Below are 17,206 nucleotides of genomic sequence, written 5' to 3'. Positions count from 1 at the left end.
CCGTCTCACCGGGCAGCTGCCGCCTCGTCGTGCGCCGGCTGCGGGGAGCGGGCACCGGGACGGCCGCGCCGCAGCAGCACCCGCACCTGCCGCAGCAGGTACCAGGTGCTCACGAGCGCACCGAGGACGACGATCAGCTGCCCCTGCCGCGGGACGACCCACTCCTCGGGGCGGAACGCCGCGAACAGCCCGACGGCGACGGCGACGGTCCAGCCGTACCGGGCGAGCCAGCGGCGCGGCAGCACCCGCACCGCGGGCAGTCGCAGCGACCCCCACGCCACGAACGCGGCGTAGGTGAAGACGTTCGCGGCGAAACCGATGTTCATCATGAGCAGCACGCCGAAGTGGAACAGCGAGGCGACGGCGATGCCGATCCGCCACGCCCGCCAGTTCAGCACCGCCAGGACGAGCAACCCCTCCAGCAGGACGGTGGCGACGTCGACGGACTCCCAGAAGAGGGCGCTGCGCACGTCGAGGAGGGTTCCCGCCAGGAACTCGGTGCGCCCGTTGACGTGGTACTGGGTGTGCATGACGCCCTGCACGGCCTGCGTGGCCGGCGACAGCCAGCCGCTGAGCAGCTTGGGCGCCGCAGCGGTGAGGAACCCCAGGCCCACCAGCAGGGCGAGGAGCCGCAGGGGCCACTGGGGCGGTGCCGCCGCCGGTCCCGCGGCGGGACCGCCCTGCCGGTACCGCCGCCGCAGGGAGTCCACCGACACGGCGTCGCCCCACCGGGCGAACACCAGCACCAGCGGTACGAGCACGAGGAAGATGCTGTGGTCGATCTTGCCGAAGCTGTAGGAGATCCCGTTCCCCGTCAGCATGGTCAGGCCCGCGACCACGGAGGCCGTGCGGGTGAAGAGCCCCAGCAGCAGGAAACCGGCGGCCAGGAGGACGAGCACGTCGAGCCCCAGGAGCACCTCGCGCGGCGGGACGGCCCGCAGCAGCATGAACGGCCCCGGCGGGCCGTTGACGAAGGAGTCGGGGAACTGCCCGGCCCACGCGTAGCGGGAGGGCGTCAGGAGCAGCAGCAGGGCGAACAGCACCCGGTAGCGCCCCAGGTCCGTGGCGGTGAACGGCCCGCGCGCCACCCAGCGGTCGAACGCGCTCCACGCGCCGTTCACCGCGCCGTTCACCGCGCCGCCCCCAGGTCGACCCGCACGTGCGAGGTCTCCTCCACCACTCGCCGGGAACCGTCGTCGAGCGAGTACCCCACGCGCTGCCAGCGCACGTCCACCGCGGTGGCGGTGCGCTCGTCGAGCGCGGCGACCCGCTCCCGCAGCCACGCCACCGTGCGCGGGTCGTCGGCGCGCTCCTGGGTGCCGAAGCCGCGGGTGAAGACGAAGCGCGGCAGGACCCTGGTGGGCGGCAGGACCTCCTCCACGCCGACGGCGCGCGTGGCCCCGCCGGCGAACTCGAGGGTCACCTCGGCCTCGGTGGTCACCGCCTCGCGCCCGGCCAGCGGAACGCCGCCGAAGGAGGGCTGGTAGAGGCCCGGGTACGGCTCGGAGGCGACGTGCCGGATCGCCACCTGGGCGGGCAGCGCCAGCACGGCGAGCGCGAAGACCAGTCGGACGGCTTTGATCGGGGCGTCGGCTCGTGCGGTGGGAGTCGGCACACGAGCACTCTAGAGCGACCGACCGGTCGCGCAGCGTACTCACCTCGGGTTCTCCCGCCCCCTCTTCGAGGGGCGCGAGAGGTCAGCAGGCGGGCTCGACCGGGACCTCGGCACCGGTGTCGACCCACGTGTTGCCGGTGAACGTCACACCGGCGGGCGCGATGACCGGACCGTACTTGCTGCCGTGGCCGAACCTGTTGCCGCGGAACACCACGCTGCCGGTGAACCGGGCGTCGCAGCTGACGTTGACCGAGAAGGTGCCGCCGTTGAAGTAGTTGTTCTCGAACAGCACGCTGCGCAGCTCGTGGTTGCCGGTCTCCGTGCCGAGCTGGACGGCCGCGTTGAGGAAGTCGTCGACGCCCGGGGTGCGCGGGTCCAGGGTGTTGTGCCGGACGGTGATGCGGGCGCCGGTGGTGGACTGCATCGCGTCGGTGTGCACGTCGGGGTCGCGGACCAGGCCGTGGACCCAGCTGTCGACGACGGTCACGTCGTAACCGAGGCGGGGGCCGTCCTGGGTGCCGCGCACCTCCACCCGGCGCAGGGTGTACCCGCCCCAGCCGATGGCGGTCTCGGCCGCACCGTTCCCGCCGTCGATCTCGGAGTCCTCCATGACGAAGCCCTTGGCGCCCTGCAGGGCGACGGCCAGCATCCGCCCGTCGGTGCACGTCACCCGCGAGTTGCGCACGACGACGTCGGTAGCGCGCACCGTCAGGCAGCCGATGTCCAGGCCGTCGAGGACCGTGCCGGGAGTGGTGACGACGAGGTCGCCGACCGGCTGCAGGACCTTGCCCGCGGGAACCCCGGTGGTGTCGGCGTTCGGCCAGCCGGCCGGGATGCCCAGCGGGACCGGCGGGACCAGGCGCAGCACCTTGTACACCTTCTGCACCATGTACTTGCCCTTGTAGAGCCTGGCGACCAGGGTGACCGATCCGGTGCGTCCCGCCAGGTCCACGGTGCCGGTCCCCCGGAACACGGTGCCGTCGGAGGCCACCGAGTCGATGGTGCCGACCTGCGTGGAACCGATCCAGTAGGTGCCGCGGTCGAACTCCACCGCGGTGGCGGTCTCGATGCTGATGGCCTCGGCGGGGATGCGGGCGTTGTTCACGCTGGCGCCGTCGTAGGACATGACGGGCGAGATCGCGGCCTGGGCCACCGGTGCGACGCCGGTTCCCGTGCCGAGCGTCGCGACGATCGCGGCGGCGGCCAGCAGGGCGCGGGCGCGACGGCGGGCGGGGCGAGGGGCGGTGCTGGGGCGCATCGGGGGCTCCGGTGGTTCGAGGGTTTCGTGCTGCCCTCTCTGCATCGGGGTTCCTCGGCGCCTACTCTCTCCCCCCGCAGTGTGCTGGCGAACGGGTGAGGCCCGGTTACGGAACTCGCGTCGGGGGGTAGGGGCGTCAGCCGCGAGCGGCGCGCTGCGCGGCCGCGGCGGCGTCGTACAGCTCCCGCGAGGAGGCGCCGTGGGCCTTCGCCACCTCGCGCACCGCGTCCTTGAGGCGCTCGCCCCCACCCACCCGGCCGAGCACCCGCGCGACCAGTTCGGCCTCGTCGAGGGCGCCGGCGCCGGGCTCGGCGCCCGCGACGACCACGCACACCTCGCCGCGCACCTCGCGCCCGCCCGCCCAGTCGGCCAGCTCCCCCAGCGGTGCGCGCACGACCTCCTCGTAGGTCTTGGTCAGCTCCCGGCACACGGCGGCGGGACGCTCGGCGCCGAAGGCGGCGGCCATCGCCGCCAGCGTGGCGGCGGTGCGGTGCGGGGACTCGAAGAAGATCAGCGTCCGCTCCTCGGCGGCCAGCTCCTGCAGCGCGCGCTCGCGCTGCCCGGGCCGGCGGGGCGGGAACCCCTCGAAGGCGAACCGGTCGCTCGGCAGGCCGGACAGGGCCAGGGCGGTGAGCGCCGCCGACGGACCCGGCAGCGCGGTGACGAGCAGGCCGGCGTCGGCGCAGGCGCGCACCAGGCGGTAGCCGGGGTCGGAGACCGATGGCATGCCGGCGTCGGTGACGAGCAGGACGGTGGAACCGCCGGCGATCTCCTCCACGAGCTGCGGGGTGCGGGCCGCCTCGTTGTGCTCGTGGTAGCTCAGGACCCGGCCGCCGGTCGCCACCCCCAGGGCGGCGCACAGCCGGTGCAGCCGGCGGGTGTCCTCGGCGGCGACGACGTCGGCGCCGGCGAGGTGCTCGCGCAGGCGCACCGAGGCGTCGCCCGGGTTGCCGATGGGGGTCGCGGCCAGCACGAGGCGGCCGTCGCCGGGCGCGGCCGGGGTCGGCTGGTCTTCCACCCCCCGATGGTCGCGCACGCCGTGCCGCGCGCGGCACCACCCCCGGCGCGCCGCGGCGCGCACCTACGATGAACCGCGTGATCGAGCGCTGCGGGGACCACGCGTGAGGCCGCTGCCGGGGAGGGGGCGGTGAGCGCGGCGACGACGGAGCGGCCCGCCCGGTGGGGCGTGGAGCAGGCCCGCGAGCGCCTGCTCGGCGGCCCCTCGGAGATCACCGGGGAGTCGTGGCGGCGCGCCTGGCTGCCGCTGCTGGTGGTGACGGCGATCGGCGGCTTCCTGCGCTTCTGGCGCCTGGGTGAGCCGCACCAGCTCGTCTTCGACGAGACGTACTACGTCAAGCAGGGCTGGTCGCTGCTGCAGCACGGCGTGGAGCTGCGCAACGACGCCTCGATCCCCACCCCCGACGCCCTCTTCACCGCGGGCACGCCGGACGTGTTCGGCACCGAGGGCGACTTCGTGGTCCACCCGCCGGTGGGCAAGTGGATGATCGCGCTCGGGCAGTGGCTGTTCGGGGTGGACTCCTCCTTCGGGTGGCGCTTCGCCGCGGCCCTGGTGGGCACGCTGTCGATCCTGCTGGTCGGCCGGGTGGCGAGGCGGGTGTTCCGCTCCACGGTGCTGGGGGTGACCGCCGCGGTGCTGCTGGCCACGGACGGCCTGCACTTCGTCCAGAGCCGCACCAGCCTGCTGGACGTCTTCCTGTCCTGGTGGGTGCTGGTGGCGTTCGCGTGCCTGCTGGTGGACCGCGACCACGCCCGCGAGCGGCTGGCCCGGTCGGTGGCCGAGCGCGGTGCGGGCGGGCTGGGCCCGCGGCTGGGGTGGCGGCCGTGGCGGCTGGCGGCCGGGGTGAGCCTCGGCCTGGCGTGCGGGGTGAAGTGGTCCGGCATCTACGTGCTCGCGGTCTTCGGCCTGATGACGGTGCTGTGGGACGCCGGCGCCCGGCGGGCGGTGGGGGTGCGCTCCTGGCTGCCGGCGGCGGCCTGGCGCGACGGCGTGCCCGCCTTCCTGACGATGGTGCCGGTGGCGGTGGCCGTCTACGTCGCCACCTGGGCGGGCTGGTTCGCCTCCGACGACGGCTGGGACCGGCAGTGGGGCGCGCAGCACCCGTCGTCCGGTCCCGGCGACCTGGTGCCGGACGCGCTGCGCTCGCTGTGGCACTACCACCAGCAGGCGTACGACTTCCACGTCGGTCTGGACAGCCCGCACCCGTACTCGGCGAACCCGTGGTCGTGGCTCGTGCAGGGCCGGCCGACGTCCTTCTTCTACGAGGCGCCGGAGCTGGGCCAGCAGGGCTGCGAGGTGGCGGAGTGCTCGAAGGCGATCACCTCGCTGGGCACGCCGGTGCTGTGGTGGGCCGGGGTGGTGGCCCTGGTGGTGCTGCTGTGGTGGTGGGCGCTGCGCCGCGACTGGCGCGCCGGGGCCGTGCTGGCCGGGTACGCCGCGACGTACCTGCCGTGGTTCCAGTACCAGCACCGCACGATCTTCACCTTCTACGCGGTGGTCCTCGTGCCGTTCGTGGTGCTCGGCGTGGTCTTCGCGCTGGGGCTGCTGCTGGGGCCGGACCCGGGCGCGGCGGTGCTGCGCGGCGGCGTGGGCGTGGAGGCCGCGCTGCGGCGCCGCCGCAGGGGGGCGCTGGCCGCGGGGGTCGTGGTGGTGGCGTGCGTGGCGTGCTTCGCCTTCTTCTGGCCCGTGTACACGGGCCAGGTCGTCCCGTACGAGGCGTGGCAGGACCGCATGTGGCTGCCCAGCTGGGTGTGATCCGGGCGAGAACCGGGGGTGGACGCGGAGCACGCCGCGGCGTGCGTGTGGTGATCGTCATGTGACAGTCACATTGGGAGATGGTTACAGTGCGCGCTGTCACAGGCTGCTCCGACCGGGTGGCCGCGATCCGGACGAGGTCTCGCTCATGACAGCACTGCTCGTCGCCAACGACGGCGGACACCTCATGCAACTGAAGACCCTCGCGAGGAGGCTGCCCCTCCACGACACCTTCCACTGGGTGACGGTCCCCACCCCCCAGTCGCTGTCGCTGCTGGAGGGCGAGGACGTCACCTGGGTCAAGCCCGGGCCCACCCGCGACGTCAGGGCCGCCGTGCACAACGCGCTGCTCGCCTCGCCGCTGTTCAAGCGCCGGAAGGTCTCCGCCGTGGTGAGCACCGGCTCCAGCCTCGCCGTCTCCGTCCTGCCGCAGGCGCGCCTGCACGGGGCGCCCGCCTACTACATCGAGAGCGCCACCCGCACGGACGGGCCGTCCCTGAGCGGCCGGCTGCTGTCCCGGGTGCCCGGCGTGGAGCTGTACACCCAGAACTCCTCCTGGGCCTCGCGGCGCTGGAAGTACGCCGGTTCCGTCTTCGACGGGTGGCAGGTGCGACCGGTCGAGCAGGCCCGGAAGGTCTCCAAGGTGGTGGTGTCCCTGGGCACCTCGCGCACCTACGGCTTCCGCCGGCTCCTGGAGCACCTGGCGCCCATGCTCCAGGAGGCGGGCGCCGAGGTGCTGTGGCAGACCGGCACGACCGACACCAGCGGGCTGCCGGTGGTCGACCCCCGTCCCGCCGTGCCCGCCGCCGAGCTCGGGGCGGCCATGCGCGAGGCCGACCTGGTGGTCGCGCACGCGGGCACCGGCGTGGCGCTGGAGGCGCTGCAGGCCGGCAAGCTGCCGATCCTCGTGCCGCGGCGCGCGGAGTTCGCCGAGCACATCGACGACCACCAGGAGCAGATCGCCGGGATGCTCCGCTCGCGCGGCCTCGCCGTGGTCCGGGAGGCCGACGCGCTCGGCCACGACGACTTCCTCGCCGCGGCCTCCAGCGCCGTGGACCTGCGCGGCGACGCCCAGCCCCTGGCGCTCTGAGGCGGCCGGCCGGGGCACCTGGCCCCGGGCCGCCCGCCCGGGGTCAGCGCACCACGGACAGGTGCTTCAGCAGCGGCTGCCACCACTGCTCGTTCTCGCGGTACCAGGCGATCGTCGCGGCCAGCCCCTCGTCGAAGCTGTGGCGGGGTTCGTACCCCAGCTCGGTGCGGATCCTGGAGATGTCCACCGAGTAGCGCCGGTCGTGCCCCTTGCGGTCCTCGACCTCGCGCACCCGGTCCCAGCCGGCGCCGAAGGCGTCCAGGATCCGCTCGGTGAGCTCGCGGTTGGTCAGCTCCGTGCCGCCGCCGATGTTGTACACCTCACCCGCGCGACCCCCCTCGAGGACGAGCTGGATGCCGCGGCAGTGGTCGTCCACGTGCAGCCAGTCGCGCACGTTCAGCCCGTCGCCGTACAGCGGCACCGTGCCACCGCGCATCAACGAGGTGATGAACAGCGGGACGACCTTCTCCGGGAACTGGTAGGGCCCGTAGTTGTTCGAGCAGCGGGTGACCACGGTGGGCACGCCGTGCGTGCGGTGGTAGGCGCGCGCCAGCAGGTCGCTGGACGCCTTCGAGGCCGAGTACGGGCTGTTCGGCTCCAGCGCGTGGTCCTCGGACCAGGAGCCGGAGTCGATGCTGCCGTAGACCTCGTCGGTGGACACGTGCACGAACTTGTCCACGCCGTGGCGCAGCGCCGCGTCCAGCAGCGTCTGGGTGCCCACCACGTTGGTGTGCACGAAACCCGCCGCGCCCGTGATGGAGCGGTCGACGTGGCTTTCGGCGGCGAAGTGCACCACGACGTCGGTGCGGGCGATCAGCGCGTCCACCGTGGCGGCGTCGGTGATGTCGCCCTCGACGACCTCCAGGCGCCGGTCGTCCGCCACCGGGTCGAGGTTCGCGAGGTTGCCCGCGTAGGTGAGCTTGTCGAGCACCACCAGGGACTCCACCCCGCTCGCGCCGTGCACCCCGGTCAGGGCCGAGCGCACGTAGTGGCTCCCGATGAAACCTGCACCGCCGGTGACCAGGAGTCTCATGAGCGTCATACTACGGTGCCATGCGCGGAATCATCCTCGCCGGTGGATCCGGCACCCGGCTGCACCCCATCACGCAGGGGATCAGCAAGCAGCTCGTGCCCGTCTACGACAAGCCGATGGTCTACTACCCGCTGTCCACGCTCATGCTGGCCGGCGTCCGCGAGGTCCTGGTCATCACCACCCCGCACGACGCCGACGGTTTCCGGCGGTTGCTCGGCGACGGTTCGCAGTTCGGCATCTCGATCAGCTGGGCGGTGCAGCCCTCCCCCGACGGCCTGGCGCAGGCGTTCGTCATCGGCGAGGAGTTCATCGGCGGCGAGTCCGTCGCGCTCGTGCTGGGGGACAACATCTTCTACGGTCCCGGTCTGGGCACCCAGCTGCGGAGGTTCGACGGCCTGACCGGCGGGGCCGTCTTCGCGTACTGGGTCAGCGATCCCGGCGCCTACGGCGTGGTGTCCTTCGACGCCGAGGGCAACGCCCTGTCGCTGGAGGAGAAGCCGTCGAACCCGGCCAGCAACTACGCCGTGCCCGGCCTGTACTTCTACGACAACGACGTCGTGGGCATCGCCAAGCAGCTGCGCCCCTCGGCGCGCGGGGAGCTGGAGATCACCGACGTGAACCGCACCTACCTCCAGCGCGGCGCGCTGCGGGTGGAGGTGCTGCCGCGCGGCACGGCGTGGCTGGACACCGGCACGTTCGACCAGATGCTCGCCGCCGGGAACTACGTCAGCACCCTGGAGGCGCGGCAGGGGCTGAAGATCGGCTGCCCGGAGGAGATCGCCTGGCGCAACGGGTGGCTGGACGACGGCGCCCTGCGCGAGCGCGGGGAGCGCCTCGCCAAGAGCGGCTACGGGGCCTACCTGCTGGAGCTGCTCGCGCGCGGGGTCCGCTGAGGGCTCCGTTCAGCCCAGGACCGCGGCGGCGGCCACCTCCCACCGCTCGCGCCAGTCACCGACGGGCTGCACGCCCACCGCAGCCAGGTTCGAGGTGTCCAGCACGGAGAACGCCGGCCGCGGCGCGGGCCGCACGAACTCCGCGCTGGTGACGGGTTCCAGCGACACCCGCTCCAGCCCGGCCGAGGCCAGCACGGCGGCGGCGAACCCGAACCAGGAGCAGCGGCCCGCGGAGACCGCGTGGTAGGCGCCCGCCGGGGCGCCGGCGGCCACGAGGTCCAGCGCGAGGCGCGCCACGTCCCGCGTCCAGGTGGGCTGGCCGACCTGGTCGTCGACGACGGACAGCGCGCCGCGCTCGGCGCCGACACGGGCCATCGTCTTCGGGAAGCAGGCGCCGTGCTCGCCGTACAGCCACGCGGTGCGCAGCACGAGCGCGTCGGTACCGCTGGCCGCGACCGCCCACTCCCCCGCGGCCTTGGTGCGCCCGTAGGCGCTGCGCGGCGCCTGCGGGGCGTCCGGCGCGTACGGCTCGGTGGCATCGCCGTCGAACACGTAGTCGGTGGACACGTGCACCAGTCGTGCCCCGGCGCCCGCGGCGGCGAGGGCGAGGTTGCGCGCGCCGACGGCGTTCACGGCGAACGCCGCGGCCTCCTCCGTCTCCGCGGCGTCCACCGCGGTGTGCGCGGCGCAGTTCACGACGACGTCCGCACCGGCCGCCGCGCGCCGGCAGGCGGCGAGGTCGGTGACGTCCAGGTCCGCGCGCCCGAGGGGTGCGACGTCCTCCCCGCGCTCGCGCAGCGCCGCCACGACGTCCGTCCCCAGCATCCCGGTGGCCCCGGTCACGACCCAGCGCACACGTCCCCCTCGTCCTCCTCCGGCACGACGCGCCGCAGCCTACGGTGACCGGTTCCTCACCGACAGCCCGCACCGCCGCCGGTCGCCCTCGGTAGGGTCGCGGCCGGAGGGCCCCGCCCGGGGCCGTGGCCGGCGGAGAGGAACAGCACCGTGCAGACGCGCGAGTTGAGCGTGCCCGGAGCCTGGGAGTTCACCCCCCGGCAGTTCGGCGACGACCGCGGGACGTTCCTGGAGTGGTTCAAGGAGGCGGAGTTCACCGGTGCCGCCGGGCACGGCCTGGCGCTGGCGCAGGCGAACTGCTCGGTCTCGGCGGCCGGCGTGCTGCGCGGGGTGCACTACGCCGACGTGCCGCCGGGGCAGGCGAAGTACGTGTTCTGCGCCGCCGGCGCCGTCCTGGACGTCGTGGTGGACCTGCGGGTCGGCTCGCCCACGTTCGGCCGCTGGGACTCCGTGCTCCTCGACGACGTCGACCGCCGCGCCGTGTACCTGTCGGAGGGGCTGGGGCACGCGTTCCTGTCCCTGGCCGACGGCTCCACCGTCGTCTACCTGTGCTCGACCGGGTACGCCCCCGAGCGCGAGCACGGCGTGCACCCGCTGGACGCCGACCTGGGCATCGAGTGGCCGCGCACCGGTCGCGACGGGCGGGAGCTGGAGTTCACGCTGTCCGGCAAGGACGAGCAGGCGCCGACGCTGGCGCAGGCGCGCGAGGCGGGGGCGCTGCCGGAACTGGCCGTGGTGGACGAGTTCCGCTCCGCGCTGCGCAGGACCGCCCGCGACGCCTCCTGACGCCGGATCGGCGACCCTGCGTGATCGATGGCCTACCCTGACGCCATGCCGGACGACCGCACTTCCCTCCGTCTGCGCCTGGCGGTGCTGTTCCCCGGGGACGCCACCGACCCCACCGTCCGCTCCGGCACCCCCTACGGGGTCCTGCAGGGCCTGAAGCACTGGGGCGTCGAGGTCGTACCGGTCGACGTGCGGCCCGACCCCCGGCTGGAACGTGCCCTCGCCCTGGCCATGAGCCCCCTGCACCGCCGCGGCGGTGGCGGCCTGCCGCCGCGCGAACGCCTGCGGCGCGGCTACAGCGCAGCGCTCGTCGGCGCGCACCTGGCCGCGCTGCGCAGCCGGACCGGCCAGCGGCGCCTGGACGCGCTGCGCGGCCTCGACGGCGTCGTCCAGCTGGGCGCCGGGTACCTCGTGCGCACCGGGCTGCCGCGCGTGGTCTACGACGACATGACCGTCGCGCAGGCCCTGCGCTACCCGTACGCCAACTGGGACGCGATGCGCCGCCGGGACGTCGAGGCGCGGCTGCGCGTGCAGGCCGAGGCGTACGTCTCCGCCACGACGTGCTGCATGACGAGCAGCTGGGCGGCCGACTCCGCCGAGTCCGACTACGGCGTGCCCGCCGCGCGCGTCCGCGTCGTGGGGGCCGGCACGCACGAGGTGCCCCGCAGCCCCGAACGGGACTTCTCCGTCCCGAGGTTCCTGTTCGTGGGCCTGGACTTCACCCGCAAGAACGGTCCCCGCGTGCTGGAGGCGTTCTCCCGGCTGCGCGCCGAGCACCCCGGCGCGACCCTCGACGTCGTGGGCGGGCACCCGGAGATCTCCGCGCCCGGGGTCCGCACGCACGGGCGGATCCCGCGCGGCACCCCGCAGGGGCGCGCACGCCTGCAGGGGCTCTTCGACGCCGCCACGTGCTTCGTCATGCCCTCGCTGTACGAACCCGCGGGCGTGGTGTTCACCGAGGCCGCCGCCGCCGGCCTGCCCAGCATCGGCGGCACGAACGGCGGCTCGGCGGACTTCATCGGCGACGGGGGTGTCGTGGTGGACCCGACCGACACCGGTGCGGTGCTGGAGGCCATGCGCAGGTTCAGCGACCCCGCGACGGCGGCGGAGACCGGGGCCCGCGCAGCGTCGAGGTCGCCGCTGTTCACGTGGCCGGCGCTGGCGGGCCGCCTCGTGCGGGGGCTCGGCGTGGACGTGGGCGCCGCCGAGCTGCCGGAGTTCCTGCCCCGCCGCCCCGGCGCCGCCGCCCTCAGCTGAGCGGGCGGCGCGACGCGGCGAGCTCCAGCAACCGCCCGGCGCGGTCGTCCCACGTGTTCGCGGCGGCGAACCCCGTGCGGAGCCGGCGGTTCTCCGCGGGCTCGGCGAGCGCCTCGCGCACCAGCCGCGGCAGTTCGCGCGACGGCAGGGCGAAGTGGACGAGCCCGTCGGGGAACTCCCCCAGCGCCGGGCAGCCCGTCGCCGCGGTCGGCGTCCCCGCGCGCAGGTAGTCCCAGATCTTCAGCGGGGAGGCGTAGCGCTGCCACGGGTCGTCGACGTAGGGCACCGTGGCGCAGTCCAGGGCCTCGACCCAGGCGGGCAGCTGCACGTTCGGCACCGCGGGCAGCAGGTGGACGTTCGGCAGCCGCCGCAACCGCTCGAGCGCGCCGCGGTCGGCGCGCGGGCTGACCGGGCCGATGAGCAGGACGGAACCACCGGGGTTCTCCTCGGCCACCGCCGCCAGCGCTGCGTGGTCCCAGCGGGCGTCGATGCGGCCGACCGCACCGATGAGCGGCCGCGGCAGCGCGCTCAGCGCCGCCGGCACCGGCTGGCCGGAGACCGGGGCCGTGCGGGCGGGCAGCGCACCGTGCCGCAGCAGCTCGGACTCCACGCCCTCCTCGCGCAGCCGGTCCTGCAACCGCGTGGAGATGGCGCAGACGAGGTCCGCCGTGCGCCAGGTGCGCTGCTGCCGCTCGCGCACCACCTCGGCCGGCAGCCCCGTCAGGTGGGCGCCGGCCTCGAGCCAGTCCTTGACGATCGAGACGGAGACGGCGCCGTCGGGGATCCAGGTGCTGTCGTCGAACGCGGCGGCCGTCACCACGAGGCCGACGTCCAGCCCCGCCGCTCGCACCGCCCGCTGCACCTGCGCGCGCCGCCACGGCGCGGACGCCGCGCGCGCCCACGGGTTCTCCTTGGGAGGCAGCGCCGTCGTGCGCAGGACGTGGACGTCGCCCTCGCGGCGCCTGGGGCGGGCGAGCAGCCCGGCGACCCGGCGGGTCCCCGCCACGGCGCCGTGGCGGCGCAGCGGGGTGAGGACGCTGAAGGCCGGGTCCACGAACAGGACCCGGACCCGCTGCGACAGCGCCTCCGACAGGTAGTGCTCGGTGAGCCAGGTCTCGTCCCAGGGACTGCTGCCGTAGAACAGGACGTCCGTCACGCCGGTCATCTGATCGTCCCGCGCAGCCGGTGTCAAAGACCCGGCCGCACGCCGGTGGCGAGGTTCACCGCGACGTACAGCACCCTGGCGGTGGAGTAGGCGGCCACGTACCGGGCCGTGGCCGAGCGCGTGGTGCGCAGGTGCGCCGGTGCGGCGGGCCGGACCACGCCCACCACGCCGAGCCGCACGTGGGCCGCGGCGACCCCGAGGAAGTGCCGCCGGCCGCGTCCCCGGGCCAGGTCGACGTCGCGGCGCCCGCGCGCCACCCGCAGCGTCTTGGTGCACATCGACGACCACGTGGAGCGGGCCGGGTGGTGCACGACCGCGTCCGGGGCGTACCCCTGCGCCCCACCGCGGGCGGCGAGGCGCTGGCCCCACTCGGCGTCCCCGCGCGAGGCCAGCGAGGCGTCGAACGGGCCGATCTCCTCCAGCGCGGAGCGCCAGGTGAACAGGTTCGCGGTGACGGCGAAGCGCTGCTTCGCCAGGTACTCGCTCTGCGGGAACGCGTGCGCCGCCTCGTACAGCTCCCACGCGGTGCGCGGGCGGCCCGCCGGGAACGTCAGCTCGACCGCGCCGCCCACCATGGCCAGGTGGTCCCCCGTGCGCCGCAGCGCCTCCACGCCGCGGCGCAGCCAGTCCGGTTCCGGCGTGCAGTCGGCGTCGGTGAAGGCCACCACCTCGCCGTCGGCCTCGGTCAGCGCACGGTTGCGGGCGCGGTAGGAACCCGGCACCGGCTCGGACAGCAGGACGAACCGCTCGTCGTCGGGCAGGGCCGCCGAGACGTCCTCGCGGGAGGCGTTGTCCACGACGACCACCCGGAACCTGCCGGCGGGGTAGTCCTGGTGCAGCAGGGCGGTCAGGCACCGGCGCAGGTCGTCCACGCCGTCGTGCACGGGTACCACGACGCTGGCGGTGGGCGGCGGGGAAGGCGCCGCGGCCTCCGGCTCGGCGGTCTCGCTGGGGGCGCTCACGCAGCGGCATCCTGCTACGCGTGGTCGCCGGGACGCAACGCCAGGTGTGCGACGATGCGCCCGCCACCCCAGGCCGCCCGCCCCCGGAAGGACGCCCGTCCCCATGCCGAGCGCCGCCCCGACCAGCGCGCCCACCGTCGACGTCGTCGTCCCCGTGAAGGACGACCCGCGCCTGGAGGCGTGCGTGCGCGCCCTGCTGGCGCAGGACCACCCGGCCGGGAAGCTGCGGATCCTCGTGGCCGACAACGGCTCGCGGCACCCGCGCACCGACCTCGCCGGGCTGGACCCGCGCATCGAGTTCCTCAGCGAGCCGCGCCCGGGTTCCTACGCGGCCCGCAACGCCGCCGTCGCGCGCGCGAGCGGGGACGTGCTGGCGTTCACCGACTCCGACACCCTGCCGGACCCCTCGTGGGTCTCGGCGGCGGTGCGGGCCCTGGACGCCGGCGCGCGCGTCGTCGCCGGCCGGGTGCGGGTGTACCCGCGCGACGCGCGCCGCCCGCACCCGGTCGAGGCGTTCGAGGTGGTCAACGCGTTCCGGCAGGACCGCACCGTGCCGCGGGGTTTCGCCGTCACCGCGAACCTCGTCGTGCCGCGCGAGGTGTTCGACGCGGTGGGCCCCTTCGACGACGGCCTGCTCTCCGGCGGGGACGCGCAGTGGTGCGCCCGCGCCGTGGCCGCCGGGTACCCGCTGACGTACGTGCCCGACGCCGTCGTCCGCCACCCCGCGCGCGAGTCCTACGCCGAGGCGTGGAAGAAGCTGTGCCGCGTGCAGGAGGGCCGGCAGCGGCGCGTGCGCGACGGCGAGCAGCCCCCGGGGGCGCTGACGGCGAAGGCGTTCGCCCCTCCGGTCGGCGCGCTGGCCCGCGCGGTGCGCGCACCCGAGCTGAGCGGTGCGCGCAGCCGGGCGGCGTACGTCGTGGGGGCCTTCTACATGCGCTACGGACGGGCGGCCGCGGCGCTGAAGCACCGCTGAGCGGCGGCCGTTCAGGCCCCGCGCAGGTAGCGGCGCCGGCCCTGCTCCCGGCCGTGCAGGCGCGCCGCCCGGCACACCCAGCGGCCGCGGCGGCCCGGCCCCTGCAGGACGTGGTAGCAGTGCCGCAGCAGCCACTTCAGGTCCGCGCGGGAGACCCCGTCGGGCGCGACGGCGCCGTGCTCGCGGTACTGCGCCAGCAGCCGCGCCTCGTTGCGGGCGTAGTCGCGGAACTGCCGCGCCGTGCCCCTCAGGTCCGTGCGGTAGCGGTAGCGGACGACGGCGTCCTCGGCCAGGGCGATGCGGTGCCCGGCCAGCTGCACGCGCCAGCTGAAGTCGACGTCGTCACCACCGGCGACGTACGACTCGTCCCAGCCGCCGACCGCCAGGGCCACGTCGCGGCGCACGGCCACGTTGCAGCCCATCGCGAACGGCAGGAACCCGAAGCGGGTCTGCAGCTGTCCCGGGGTGGGCCCCGGGCGCCACTCGCGGCGCACCGCGTCGTTGGGCGTGACCACGTCCATGGTGCCGGCCACGAGGTCGGCGTCGCGGGCGGCGTCGGTGAGGGCGCGCAACCAGCCGGGGACCACCACGTCGTCGGCGTCGCAGACGGCGACGAGGTCGGCGCGCGCGGCGCGCAGCCCGGCGTTGCGGGCGTGGCTGACGCCGCGCACGGCGGAGGCGTCGACGTGCCGCAGGTCCAGCCCGTACCGCTGGGCCCACCCGGGCACGTGGTCGGCCAGGCCGTCGGTGCTGCCGTTGTCGGCGAGGACCACCTCGAAGGTGCCGTCGTAGTCCTGCGCGGCGAGGGCGGCGAGCTGCTCCTCGACCACGCCGACCACGTTCAGGCAGGGCACGACGACGGACACGTCGACGGCCCGGCCGGCCGGGCCGTCGGCGGGCGAGGGGGCGGTGGTGGGCTCAGCGCTCACGGCGGGTGTCAGCTCCTGGGGTGGGGGTGACGGTGGGGAGGACGTCCGGGGTGACGGCGGCGCCGGGTGCGGCACCGACGGCGACGGCGTCCTCAGCCGGCGCCTGGGCCGGCGGGCCGGCCGGCCGCCGGCGGCGGCGCAGGCCGCGCAGGTCCGCGAGGACGGCGCGCACGACCGGGCGCGCCACCAGCCACAGCGCCACCGGGTAGGTGACGGCGGCGACCGCGACGGCGACGACCACGCGCAACCACGCCGCGGCGTCGTCCAGCAGGACGGAGGAGACCTGCACGAGCAGGGCCATCACCACCGCGGCGAGGAACACGCGCCAGGCCTTCAGGGAGCTGCGCAGCGGCAGCCCGACGGTGCGGTGCAGCACCACCTGGCGCACCGGGACGACCAGCGCGATCCGCACCAGCAGCCCGACGGCCACCCAGAGGAGCCCGTGCGGGATCAGGACCACCACGAGGGTCAGGTGGACGGCGACGATGGCGCTCACCATGACGATCTCCGGCCGCAGCCGGCCGACGGCCACGAACACGGCCCGGTCGAACTGGCTGAACACGCCCAGCGCGGCCCCCAGGGAGACGACCTGCGCGACGCGGGAGGTGACGGCCCACTGCTCGCCCAGCAGCAGCGGCACCAGGTCGGTGCTGGTGACGGCGAGGAACAGCATGGCGGGGAACATGACGAGCCCGGCCGTGGACATCGCGGACTCGTAGGCGCGGAACAACCTCGGCCGGTCGTCCTGCAGCTTGGCGAACGCCGGGGTGGCCACGGTGCTCACGACGGAACTGCCGGTCTCCTGGATGATCCTCACCAGCCGGCTCGCCAGCGACCAGAACCCCAGCGTCGTGGCGCCGGCCACCCCGGCGATCACGAACTCCTCGCCGCGCGTGCGGGCCTGCAGCAGCAGGTCGATGCCCAGCAGCTTGCTCCCGAACGCGAGCATCGCGCGGGCCTCGCGCAGGTCCAGCAGGAACCGCGGCCACCAGTGCACCACCGACCAGGTGATGGCGACGTTGACGACACCGCGCACCAGGGTCTGGGCGACGAGCGCCCACACCCCCGCACCGAGCAGGGCCAGGACGATGGCGACCACGGACCCGAGGAGGGTGGCGACGGTGCCGCGCAGGGCCAGCTGCTTGAACCGCATGTCGCGGCGCAGCAGCGCGCTGGGGACGCTGCCCAGGCCGGTGAGCACGAGGGCGAGGCTGAGCCAGCGCAGCACCGGCGCCAGGCCGGGTTCGCCGAACAGCGCGGACACCGGCCCGGCGAGCGCGGCGAGCGCCCCGGCGAGGAGGGTGGCGAGCAGGAGGCTCGTCCAGAACGCGGTGCTGCGGTGCCGCTCGGCGAGCTCGGGGGTCCGGATCAGGTAGGTCGCCATGCCGCTGTCGCCGAGCAGTTGCAGGACGGCGATGACGGACATGGCCAGCGCGACCAGGCCGAACTCGGCGGGCTGGAGCTGGCGGCTGATGACGATGAACGCGCCGGCGGTCGTGGCGCGCACCAGCCACATCTGGGCCGCGCTCCACAGCACACCGGACGCTGCGCGCGCGCGCAGCGAGGACGTCACCGCACCACCCGCGGGGGCGCGACAGGACGGGACGACACGGGCAC

Annotated in this window: 16 protein-coding genes; 6 read left to right on the top strand and 10 right to left on the bottom strand. The window is 75.0% G+C overall.

The window, feature by feature from the left end:
* Nucleotides 1-5: 5 nt before the first annotated feature.
* The 4 genes from MN205_RS15570 to rsmI form a co-directional block, all read right to left on the bottom strand.
* The gene (locus MN205_RS15570) at nucleotides 6-1,133 is read right to left on the bottom strand and encodes an HTTM domain-containing protein (protein WP_242128887.1); all 1,128 of its coding nucleotides are present in this window, start codon (nucleotides 1,131-1,133) and stop codon (nucleotides 6-8) included.
* Entirely contained in the window at nucleotides 1,130-1,615 is a 486-nt protein-coding gene (locus tag MN205_RS15565) for a hypothetical protein (protein WP_242128886.1), read from the bottom strand. The genes MN205_RS15570 and MN205_RS15565 overlap by 4 nt, the downstream gene beginning before the upstream one ends.
* An 82-nt stretch (nucleotides 1,616-1,697) precedes the next feature.
* Nucleotides 1,698-2,873: a hypothetical protein gene (locus MN205_RS15560; protein WP_242128884.1), complete on the bottom strand. Its 1,176-nt coding sequence runs from the start codon at nucleotides 2,871-2,873 to the stop codon at nucleotides 1,698-1,700.
* A 136-nt stretch (nucleotides 2,874-3,009) separates the two neighbouring features.
* Nucleotides 3,010-3,891: a 16S rRNA (cytidine(1402)-2'-O)-methyltransferase gene (gene rsmI, locus MN205_RS15555; RefSeq protein WP_242128881.1), complete on the bottom strand. Its 882-nt coding sequence runs from the start codon at nucleotides 3,889-3,891 to the stop codon at nucleotides 3,010-3,012.
* A gap of 129 nt (nucleotides 3,892-4,020) precedes the next feature.
* Here rsmI and MN205_RS15550 point away from each other — a divergent pair, with 129 nt between their 5' ends.
* Together MN205_RS15550 and MN205_RS15545 are read left to right on the top strand one after the other, a co-directional pair.
* Nucleotides 4,021-5,646 (top strand): dolichyl-phosphate-mannose--protein mannosyltransferase, encoded by a 1,626-nt coding sequence (locus MN205_RS15550; RefSeq protein WP_242128880.1) that lies wholly within the window; start codon nucleotides 4,021-4,023, stop codon nucleotides 5,644-5,646.
* 148 nt (nucleotides 5,647-5,794) lie between these two features.
* Nucleotides 5,795-6,736, top strand: a complete 942-nt coding sequence (locus MN205_RS15545) for a glycosyltransferase (protein WP_242128878.1) — start codon at nucleotides 5,795-5,797, stop codon at nucleotides 6,734-6,736.
* Nucleotides 6,737-6,779: 43 nt separating this feature from the next.
* Here MN205_RS15545 and rfbB read toward each other — a convergent pair whose 3' ends face one another.
* Nucleotides 6,780-7,769, bottom strand: a complete 990-nt coding sequence (gene rfbB, locus MN205_RS15540; protein WP_242128876.1) for a dTDP-glucose 4,6-dehydratase — start codon at nucleotides 7,767-7,769, stop codon at nucleotides 6,780-6,782.
* 20 nt (nucleotides 7,770-7,789) lie between these two features.
* On the opposite strand from rfbB, the gene rfbA reads away from it, so the two are divergent.
* Complete coding sequence (rfbA, locus tag MN205_RS15535) at nucleotides 7,790-8,662, top strand: glucose-1-phosphate thymidylyltransferase RfbA (RefSeq protein WP_242128873.1); 873 nt, start codon at nucleotides 7,790-7,792, stop codon at nucleotides 8,660-8,662.
* 9 nt (nucleotides 8,663-8,671) lie between these two features.
* On the opposite strand, the gene rfbD is transcribed toward rfbA, so the two are convergent.
* On the bottom strand, nucleotides 8,672-9,517 hold the full coding sequence (rfbD, locus tag MN205_RS15530; RefSeq protein ID WP_242128871.1) for a dTDP-4-dehydrorhamnose reductase: 846 nt from the start codon (nucleotides 9,515-9,517) through the stop codon (nucleotides 8,672-8,674).
* Nucleotides 9,518-9,667: 150 nt separating this feature from the next.
* Between rfbD and MN205_RS15525 the strand changes: the two genes are divergently transcribed.
* Together MN205_RS15525 and MN205_RS15520 are read left to right on the top strand one after the other, a co-directional pair.
* Nucleotides 9,668-10,303, top strand: coding sequence for a dTDP-4-dehydrorhamnose 3,5-epimerase family protein (locus MN205_RS15525; protein WP_242128870.1), 636 nt, complete (start codon nucleotides 9,668-9,670; stop codon nucleotides 10,301-10,303).
* A gap of 45 nt (nucleotides 10,304-10,348) precedes the next feature.
* Nucleotides 10,349-11,560, top strand: a complete 1,212-nt coding sequence (locus MN205_RS15520) for a glycosyltransferase family 4 protein (RefSeq protein ID WP_242128867.1) — start codon at nucleotides 10,349-10,351, stop codon at nucleotides 11,558-11,560.
* Here the strand turns inward: MN205_RS15520 and MN205_RS15515 are convergent.
* Complete coding sequence (locus MN205_RS15515; RefSeq protein WP_242128866.1) at nucleotides 11,553-12,725, bottom strand: hypothetical protein; 1,173 nt, start codon at nucleotides 12,723-12,725, stop codon at nucleotides 11,553-11,555. The two genes, MN205_RS15520 and MN205_RS15515, sit on opposite strands and share 8 nt — an antisense overlap.
* A gap of 23 nt (nucleotides 12,726-12,748) precedes the next feature.
* Nucleotides 12,749-13,687: a glycosyltransferase family 2 protein gene (locus MN205_RS15510; protein ID WP_242128863.1), complete on the bottom strand. Its 939-nt coding sequence runs from the start codon at nucleotides 13,685-13,687 to the stop codon at nucleotides 12,749-12,751.
* A 103-nt stretch (nucleotides 13,688-13,790) separates the two neighbouring features.
* On the opposite strand from MN205_RS15510, the gene MN205_RS15505 reads away from it, so the two are divergent.
* Nucleotides 13,791-14,660 carry a glycosyltransferase family 2 protein gene (locus tag MN205_RS15505; protein WP_242128862.1) on the top strand — a complete coding sequence of 290 codons (870 nt, stop codon included), beginning with the start codon at nucleotides 13,791-13,793 and terminating at the stop codon, nucleotides 14,658-14,660.
* A gap of 11 nt (nucleotides 14,661-14,671) precedes the next feature.
* On the opposite strand, the gene MN205_RS15500 is transcribed toward MN205_RS15505, so the two are convergent.
* On the bottom strand, nucleotides 14,672-15,589 hold the full coding sequence (locus MN205_RS15500) for a glycosyltransferase family 2 protein (RefSeq protein ID WP_242128859.1): 918 nt from the start codon (nucleotides 15,587-15,589) through the stop codon (nucleotides 14,672-14,674).
* Nucleotides 15,579-17,162: a lipopolysaccharide biosynthesis protein gene (locus MN205_RS15495; RefSeq protein ID WP_242128857.1), complete on the bottom strand. Its 1,584-nt coding sequence runs from the start codon at nucleotides 17,160-17,162 to the stop codon at nucleotides 15,579-15,581. Before MN205_RS15495 ends, MN205_RS15500 begins: the two co-directional genes overlap by 11 nt.
* Nucleotides 17,163-17,206 lie beyond the last annotated feature (44 nt).

Origin of the sequence: Kineococcus sp. TRM81007 (assembly GCF_022669155.1) — a bacterium.
Classification (GTDB): domain Bacteria; phylum Actinomycetota; class Actinomycetes; order Actinomycetales; family Kineococcaceae; genus Kineococcus.
This window is presented reverse-complemented; position numbering and strand designations above follow the sequence as displayed.